This window comes from Acinetobacter endophylla, assembly GCF_053543775.1.
Window position 1 is genome coordinate 1 of the sequence record NZ_JBLVOM010000269.1, and the last position, 2,976, is coordinate 2,976.

Sequence of the window (2,976 nt, forward strand, 5' to 3'; positions counted from 1 at the left end):
ACAGCTGCAATCATGGCCATATCCAGATTCTGTTCATCTGCATCAGGCTGGATATAGCGTTTCAATGTACTCAGACGGGCTTTGGCTTTGAGGAACTCTTCACGTTTGGCCAGATGTTCTCTTAGACTCTGCTGCTGTAAACCCAGCTCATTGAAAATAATTGAGAAACGATCGGCATAGAAGCTACGTGAATACAGCTTGATGTCCAGTAACCAGTCTTTTTCGGTTTCAGGTTCAGCACTTGGAAAATACAGCAAGTATTTGCCCTGTTGGTCTTGTAGTTCCAGTTTGAGCTTGATCGCCAGGCTCGACTCTTCTGCCATATTTAGAATCTGGACATCATTTAGCTCTAGGGCTTTGATTTCTTCAGTAAATGACTGTTCAGCATCGTACCAAAAAACAATTCGATGGTTCTCATGAAAGAAAGTCTGTTCTAATCCTTGTTTAATTTGATCTAAGTTCATGACTTACTATCACCCACAATATCTTTAATTTCTTTAACTTGGCCAATCATTTCTTTTAAGTTTTGAATCGAAGATACTCCATCTTTTTGCTGATCAACTTTTTGTTTGCTGGGCGGCATATAGATGGTTTGCACAGAATCCATAATTAATTTGTCTTGATTAGCAGTCTCTTTTAATTGTTCTGCATAAGAATTAACTGTAAGTGCAACTGCGGACTTAAATGCATACTCTTCCTGAAAGTTACGCTCTTTGGTGTATTGAGAAATCGTAAAGAAAAACAATCCCAATACGGGCAAGGTTTTTATTGAATTTATTAAAAGTAACTGCCAGCTAATCGACGCAGGATCAGTTCCCCAGAATAGATAAACGATCCAAAAAGCGGATACCAGTGCTATAGTAGGAATACTCCATTTCCAAAATTTAATTGAACCTGTTAATTCGGTTTTCCTTTGTTTAAACGTTTCAAACAGCGATGCACCAACTTCTCTACCTATTAAATCGTCTAGATATTGGTTCCGTTGTTCAAAGTATGCGTGTTTGCTCTCTACAAAGGTAAGCTTAGATTTAAAATCCTGTTTGAGAGTTTCAAAATCATTTTTTTGTTCTAAAACATTTTGCTCTAGGTTCTCAAAAGTCGTTTTTAACGTTTGTAATTGAGCACGTGTCTCGATCAACAGTCGATCTGAATCCGCTCTTTTCTCTTCAGATGCCTGTAATAAAGAATTTATTTTTTCAATTAAAACCGCAGCCTGACTCTGTAGATTAGTAATTTCTAATGAGTGATTTCGACTCGCAGTTACTAACGCCTCTATCTCACTTAATTCACTTCTTTTTACGGAAGTAAAAGAATCCAAATCATCTTTACTAGTTTCTAGTTCTTTTAATAAGACCTCTAATCGTTGTGATGTGGCGTCTAGATAAGTAGAAACTAATTCGATACGTTCTTTATCTTGTTGAACATTAACCTCCGAACTTCGAAAATATTTCCGTTTACTTTTCTCCCAAAACCCATTTATTGCTTGGTAATGAATTAAACGATTAAGATGTAAAACCGCAGCAGGAAAATTTCGATTATTAATATTTTGTAAATAACCAGCTAGATCTTGATTTAAATCTGCACCACCATATTCATTTTGAAATTGATAACTATATGGTAAAGCTTTAGCAAACACGGTATCGATCTCTTCTTTAAATTGGGTGAAAACCTTATTAGAGACACTGAGAAATTCTTGTGCTGTATATTCACCAATCTGAACATTGCTTAGGTCTGATATATGGGAATGCTGTTGAGCAAGGATATTTGAAAGCCCGAGTGCGTAATAAGCTTCAATATGTATCTTTACCTGATCAATTTGAGCTTTATTCATTCTGTTTTATCCCCCGCCACTGCTTTCACTTCAGCCAACAAATCCCCAAACTTGCCGTAGTTCACTTTCACCCCATCATCTAGATCCAGTGATATACGCTGATCGGCATAATGGCGCAGTTTTTCTTCAAAGCTACTCAGTTCAGCTTGTTGCTTATGTAAATCTTGCAGTTTTTTCTCGATGCGTTTGATTTCAGCCGCAGAGTCACTGCTTTCTTTTGCTGTTTCTAGAGAATTAGCATAGGCAGCCATTTTAGAAATCAGTGGCATGACATATTCAGTACGCATACGTGCCAAAGTGCTTTCGTTATAGCGGTGCAAGTACACTAACGCCTGGAAAGCACCTTGTTTACCACTGCTGAATAACCAGTAGATCGGGCGCTTTTTATAGGTCTGCATATGGTCTTTATAGAACTTGCTGGCGAGGTAACGGCGAATGGTGTCTTCTGCTGTTTCACTGGCTTTTTTATCCAAGCTTTCTGCCAACCATTGCATATTGGTATCCAGCGTGTCTTTACCCCAAACCGCAGTTAAGAACTCTTGGATACGATATGTTGCATCATCTTCAAACCAATGCATTTCGGTCAGTGGAATAATGCCATCCGCATCGGCTGGGAATTTTTGATAACGACTGGTATCAAAGTCTTGATTGCCTGCATGGGCATAGATCAGCCCGGGTTCATCCAGACTATAACGTCCCATCATGCAGCCAAGTGCATAAAAGACTAAACGCTGGCTGTCTTTTTCACGGTCAGCTCGAGTTAAAGTGATTCGCTCATCGGCTACGTCTGGAGTCAGTTCGTCCTGTAAACCATAAGCATCAATAAATAGCTTATTGTTTTCTTCTTCCAAACGTTTCATTTCCGCCACGGCGTCAGTATTTTGCTGCTGCCAAGTGTTAAATGACTGTTCTAGATTTGACTGTTGAGTACGAATAATTGGGTTCTGGGTATAATCCCATGAGGTTTCGTAAGAATCCCAGTCTTTTTTACTAATTTCTTTTAAACGAGAAATTTTCTCATAAATAATATGAGAGTTGATTGCTTCTAAAGAAATAGGTAATGATGAAATATTACCAGGTAAAAAGTTTAAAGTTGGATTAAGTGATTTTAAAAACACAGCTGGTAACTTTGTCCCTAAAAACCC

At 38.2% G+C, this 2,976-nt stretch carries 1 protein-coding gene and 2 pseudogenes; all 3 read right to left on the reverse strand.

From position 1 onward, the window contains the following. Positions 1–464: pseudogene (locus ACNPNW_RS15740) on the reverse strand (BREX-1 system phosphatase PglZ type A); the annotation flags it as partial. Next, entirely contained in the window at positions 461–1,831 is a 1,371-nt protein-coding gene (locus ACNPNW_RS15745) for an AAA family ATPase (protein ID WP_448767148.1), read from the reverse strand. The pseudogene ACNPNW_RS15740 and the gene ACNPNW_RS15745, both read right to left, overlap by 4 nt. Continuing rightward, positions 1,828–2,976: pseudogene (locus ACNPNW_RS15750) on the reverse strand (BREX-1 system adenine-specific DNA-methyltransferase PglX); the annotation flags it as partial. The pseudogene ACNPNW_RS15750 and the gene ACNPNW_RS15745, both read right to left, overlap by 4 nt.